Annotated in this window: 5 protein-coding genes and 1 pseudogene; 1 reads left to right on the top strand and 5 read right to left on the bottom strand. The window is 62.6% G+C overall.

Annotated elements, in window-relative coordinates; genetic code table 11:
• Position 1 precedes the first annotated feature (1 nt).
• A complete protein-coding gene (gene rpe / locus AUC71_RS12685; RefSeq protein WP_083238344.1) occupies positions 2-646 on the top strand; it encodes a ribulose-phosphate 3-epimerase in 645 nt (214 codons plus the stop codon).
• 5 nt (positions 647-651) lie between these two features.
• On the opposite strand, the gene pgi is transcribed toward rpe, so the two are convergent.
• From pgi to AUC71_RS21425, 5 genes and pseudogenes are all read right to left on the bottom strand, one after another.
• Positions 652-2271 (bottom strand): glucose-6-phosphate isomerase, encoded by a 1620-nt coding sequence (gene pgi / locus AUC71_RS12690; protein ID WP_069624555.1) that lies wholly within the window; start codon positions 2269-2271, stop codon positions 652-654.
• Positions 2272-2280: 9 nt separating this feature from the next.
• Positions 2281-3357 (bottom strand): transaldolase, encoded by a 1077-nt coding sequence (gene tal / locus AUC71_RS12695; protein WP_069624556.1) that lies wholly within the window; start codon positions 3355-3357, stop codon positions 2281-2283.
• Positions 3358-3372: 15 nt separating this feature from the next.
• Positions 3373-4047, bottom strand: a complete 675-nt coding sequence (locus AUC71_RS12700) for an HAD family hydrolase (protein ID WP_069624557.1) — start codon at positions 4045-4047, stop codon at positions 3373-3375.
• A gap of 8 nt (positions 4048-4055) precedes the next feature.
• Positions 4056-5444, bottom strand: coding sequence for a glucose-6-phosphate dehydrogenase (zwf, locus tag AUC71_RS12705; protein WP_069624558.1), 1389 nt, complete (start codon positions 5442-5444; stop codon positions 4056-4058).
• Positions 5441-5583: pseudogene (locus AUC71_RS21425) on the bottom strand (phosphogluconate dehydrogenase (NAD(+)-dependent, decarboxylating)); the annotation flags it as partial. The pseudogene AUC71_RS21425 and the gene zwf, both read right to left, overlap by 4 nt.

Here is a 5583-nt window from a genome sequence, read left to right on the forward strand (position 1 = left end):
GATCCTGTCCGCCGATTTTGCCAGATTGGGGGAAGAGGTGCGCGCCGTGGACAAAGCAGGCGCCGACTGGATTCACATCGACGTCATGGACGGCCATTTCGTGCCGAACATCACGATCGGTCCGGATGTGGTGAAAGCGCTGAGGCCTCATACCGAGAAGCCCTTCGACGTGCATCTGATGATCGCGCCCTGCGATCCGTATATCGAGGCCTTCGCGAAAGCAGGCGCCGACCAGATCACCGTGCATGCCGAAGCGGGGCCGCATCTCGACCGCTCCCTTCAGCTCATCAGGAGTTTCGGCAAACATGCAGGGGTGAGTCTCACGCCGTCCACGCCGGAGAGCGCGCTCGAATATGTCATCGACAAAGTCGACCATGTCCTGGTGATGACGGTGAACCCCGGCTTCGGTGGTCAGACCTTCATTCCGGCTCAACTCGACAAGATCCGCGCCATCAAGAAGATGATCGGATCGCGGCCCATCCATATCGAGGTCGATGGCGGCATCCATGTGGAGACCGCGCCGCTCGTGGTCGAGGCGGGAGCCAATGCGCTCGTCTCGGGCTCCGGCGTGTTCAGCGATGACCGGTATGCCGAAAATATCAAGGCGATCCGGGACGCGGCCATGCGCGGCCGTGTTGCCGCCTAATCACGCTACGACAATTTGTGCTTACGGTAGCGCTCGATCAGCGCATTGGTCGATGAGTCGTGGGTGAGCTTCGGCGGGTCCTTGGCCTCGAGCTCCGGAATGATGCGGTTGGCGAGCACCTTGCCGAGCTCCACCCCCCATTGATCGAACGAGTCGATGTCCCACACCGCGCCTTGGGTGAACACGCTGTGCTCGTAGAGCGCCACCAGCCGTCCCAAAGTTTTTGGATCGAGCCTCTCGGCGAGGATCATGTTGGTCGGCCGGTTCCCTTCGGTGACGCGGTACGGTGTTTGCGCCGGCGGGGAGCTCGGCGGCTCGGCCGCGGTCTTGCCGAAGGCGAGCGCCTCGGCCTGCGCAAACAGGTTGGCCATCAACAGATCGTGGTGACGGCCAAGCGGGCGCAACGGCGTAAGGAATCCGATCAGATCGCACGGGATCAGCTTCGTGCCCTGATGGATCAACTGATAGAAGGAGTGCTGCCCGTCGGTGCCGGGCTCGCCCCAGATGATCGGGCCCGTCTGATAGTTCACATGCGCTGCGGCAAGATCCACATGCTTGCCGTTGCTCTCCATCTGCAGCTGCTGGAGATAAGCGGGAAAGCGCTTCATGTGTTCCGAGTAGGGGAGCACCGCGAGTGTCTGCGCCCCGAAGAAGTTGTTGTACCAGACCGTGAGCAGCCCCATGAGCATGGGCAGGTTCTTCTCAGGCGGCGCCGTCCGGAAATGCTCGTCCATCTCATGGAAGCCCGCGAGCAAGTCGCGGAAGTTGTCCGGTCCGATGGCGATCATGGTCGAAAGGCCGATCGCCGAGTCCATGGAATAGCGGCCGCCGACCCAGTCCCAGAACGCGAACATATTGGCGGTGTCGATGCCGAATTTCTCGACGCCTTCTGTGTTGGTGGAGACGGCGACGAAATGCTTGGCCACCGCGTCCTTCGGACCCGAGCGTGTCCACGGCCCAGGCGCGCGCGGTCGCGGCGTGGTCATGGTCTCGAGTGTGGTGAAAGTCTTGGATGAGATGACGAACAGCGTCTCTTCCGGGTCGAGGTCGCGCGTCGCCTCGTCGAAGCAGGCGCCGTCCACGTTGGAGACGAAGCGGAACGTCATGTCGCGGTCCGAATAGGGGCGAAGCGCCAGATACGCCATCTCCGGCCCGAGATAAGACCCGCCAATACCGATATTGATGACGTTCTTGATGCGCTTGCCCGTATGGCCTTTCCATTCGCCGCTGCGGACCTTGTCGGCGAAAGCCGCCATGCGGTCGAGCACCGCATGCACGTCCGGCACCACGTCGTGGCCGTCCGTCTCGATCACCTCGCCACGCGGCGCGCGCAAGGCGACATGCAGCACGGCGCGGTTCTCTGAGACGTTGATCTTCTCGCCGGCGAACATGGCGTCGCGCCGCTCGGCAATTTTGCGCTCCTTGGCAAGGTCGATCAGAAACGCAAGCGTCTCCTCGGTGATGCGGTTTTTCGAGTAGTCCAGCAGAAGCCCCGCGCCCTCCGCCGTGAACTTCGCGGCGCGATTCTTATCCTCGGCGAACAACTCGCGCAGATGCGCGTCCTTGATCTTGGCGTGATGCGCTTCAAGCGCCTGCCAGGCCGGGGTCTCGATCAGTGTGGGCATGTGGCCTCCCTAGCTCAGCGCCTTGGTCTTGGTCTCGATGGATTGCAGCAGGTCCTGCCACGACTTGACGAAAGAGTCGGCGCCTTCCTTTTGCAACTGGGCCGCCAGATCGGCGACCGAGATGCCGGCCTTCTCATAGGCCGCGAGCACGGCCTCGCAGTCCCCACCGTCGGCGGACAACACGCCTTCCAGCTCGCCATGGTCGGCGAAAGCGAGCAGCGTCTTGTCGGGCATGGTGTTGACCGTGTTCGGCGCGGCCAGCGCCCCCACATAAAGTGTGTCCGGCGCCTTCGGGTCCTTGGTGCTGGTGCTGGCAAACAGCAGCCGCTGGGGCCGCGCGCCCATGGAAGCCAGCCGCTGCCAGCGGTCGGAATAGAGCATGGCCCGGTAATCGCGATAGGCCTGATGCGCCACGGCAATGCCCAGTCTGTCGCGCAAGTCCTCGGGAACTTTGTCCATCACCGCCTTGTCCCAGCGGCTGATGAAGATGGAGGCCACCGAGCGCACATCCGGGTCGAGTCCCGCGGCGACCCGGCGCTCCAGGCCCTTCATGTAGGCGTCGGCTGCGGCCACGCAATGCTGCGAGGAGAACAGCAGCGTCACGTTGACGGTGATGCCTGAGAAGATCGCTTCCTCGATGGCGGGCAGGCCTTCCTTCGTACCTGGAATCTTGATGAAGAGGTTGGGTTTGTGCGCGCGTCCGTAAAGCCGCTTGGCTTCGGCAACCGTGGCTTCCGTGTCGTAGGCGAGAAGCGGTGAAGACTCGAGCGAGACGAAGCCGTCCACCGTGGCCGTACGCTCGTGCACCGGCAGGAACAGATCCGCCGCGCGCGACAAATCCTGCAAGGCCAGCTCGAAGAACAGCGCCTCGCCGGTATAGCCTGCCGTGGACAGTCGCTTGATCTCCGGGTCGTAGCTGTCGCTCTTGGAGACGGCGTTGTCGAAGATCGTCGGGTTCGACGTGAGCCCGGTCACCGAAAACGCGTCGATATATTTCTTGAGCGTGCCGCTATCGAGCATGTCGCGGGTGATGTCGTCGATCCATAGGCTTTGCCCCAGATCGTGCAGGGCTTCGGTTGCTTTCACGTGTCTATCTCCTCCTCAAGCCGGCTGAAGCATCGAGAAATCGTGCTCCATCAGGTCGGCGATGCGCGCGATCTCCATGTCGGCCGGCGGAAAGCTGGTCAGGGTGCGAGCGTCCTTGGCGTAGTGACCTTGGCGTGGAAAAATGGTGGTTACGCGGTCGCCCCAGGCCTTCTTCACCGCATCCAACAGGCTGAGCTTGTCGTCGATCAGCACATAATGCGTGGCCGGATAGGCGCGCTGCACCGCGTCGAGCTCCTTTTCTTTGTGGACATAGTTCAGCACGTGGCCACCGAAGGCGTCCAACAGGCCGGCCCGTTCCAATTTGTGCGGCTGAAACACGCCGTCGCCGTCGGTGAGGATTACCGGCAGACCCCATTGGCGCACGTGTCGAACGGCGCCAAGCGCATCCGGATAGAGCCGCTCGATGAACGGATAGTCCATCACCCAGTTGGCGAGCCGCAAGACGCGCGGGTCATCCACATGCGCGAGACGAAACTTCTCCAGCGTGCCGAGAAAATCGGCATAGCCGTGCTTGACCCGCTCTTCCTCGTAGAGCGTCCAAAGCTCGTCCCGCGCCTCTTCGCCGAACATCTCGCTCACATGGTCGCCGAGATCGGCCTTCATGCGGTCGTTGTCCAGCAGCGTGTTGTCCACGTCGAAGAGGAAGATGACCTGGTGTGTCTCGGACATCTCTATGTCTATGCGGGTTTAGGATTGAGCCAGCGCCCGTCCGCGCCGACGAGCTGTTCGGCCTCGTCCGGTCCCCAGGAGCCAGGCTTGTAGCGATAGACCGGCGTCACGTTGCCCAGCACGCCGTTCACGATGCGCCATTCAGCATCGACGATATCCTCGCGGGTGAAGAGATCGCTGATGCCGTTCATGGCGTCGCCGAGGAGCCGCTGATAAGGCGGTTTATCGGCACCCGGCTGCCGGGTCAGGATCAGCTCCACGTCGTCGCCGATCATGCGGTCGCCGGGAACCTTGACGCGGGTGCCGAGCGCGATGGTCACGTCGGGTTGGATCCGAAAGCGCATATGACCGCAGCCGACCGAGTTGATCTCGCCGAAGGTCTCGCGCGGCGGCCGTTTGAATTGCACTACGGCCTCGGCGATGCTGACCGGGAGGCATTTTCCCGTGCGGATATAGATAGGCACCCCTTCCCACCGCCAGCTGTCGATGGCGAGCCGCGCGGCGGCATAGGTTTCCACCGTCGAGCCGGGATGCACGCCGGGAACTTGCTCGTATCCCTCGTACTGACCGCGCACCACGTCGTTGAGGCTGAGCGGACGAACGGACTTCAGCAGACTCGCTTTGCGGTCGCGGATGGCCTCGTACTCCTGGCCCGTCGGCGGGTCCATGGTCAGCGAGGCCAGAATCTGAAGCATGTGGTTCTGCAGCACGTCGCGGATCGCGCCGGCCTCGTCGTAGAACGCGCCGCGGTCCTGTACGCCGAAATTCTCCGCCATGGTGATCTGGATGCTGCGCACATGATTGCGGTTCCACAGCGGTTCGAAGATCGAGTTGGCGAAGCGCGTATAGAGGATGTTCTGCACCGGCTCCTTGCCGAGATAGTGGTCGATGCGAAAGATGTCCTTCTCGGAAAAATACTCGTCGAGAATCTGGCTCAAGTCGTCGGCCGACTTCCGATCGCGTCCGAACGGCTTCTCGACCACGAGTCGCGCATTCTCCGAGCAGCCCGACTTGGCGAGCTGTGAGGCAACTTCGGAAAATAGCGCCGGCGGTATCGCGAGATAGTGCAGGGGACGTTTGGCGTCGCCTAACTGCTTGCGCAACTCCGTGAAGACTTTTGGGTCGGCATAGTCGCCGTCCACGTAGCGGAGCTGGCTCAGGAGCTTTTTGAAGGCATCGGAGTTGATGTCGCCGCCATGGGCCTTCACGCTGTCTGCCGCCCGCTTCTTGAGCTGATCCAGCCCCCAGCCCGCCTTCGCCACGCCGATGATTGGCGTGGACAGGTCCTCGTCACGTACGAGGCCGAACAGCGCGGGGAAGATCTGCTTGTAGGCGAGGTCGCCGGTGGCGCCGAAAAAGACCAGCGCGTCGGAAGAGCCTCCGTTTGACTGGGTCATGGCGCCTTCTTCTCGAGATGCCCGCCGAACTCGAAGCGCATGGCCGACATGAGCTTGTCGGCGAAATCCGCATCGCCCCGCGAGGCGAAGCGCGTGAACAGCGCCGAAGAGATCACCGGCGCAGGGACCCCTTCGTCGA

This window comes from Methyloceanibacter marginalis, from assembly GCF_001723295.1.
Taxonomy (GTDB): domain Bacteria; phylum Pseudomonadota; class Alphaproteobacteria; order Rhizobiales; family Methyloligellaceae; genus Methyloceanibacter; species Methyloceanibacter marginalis.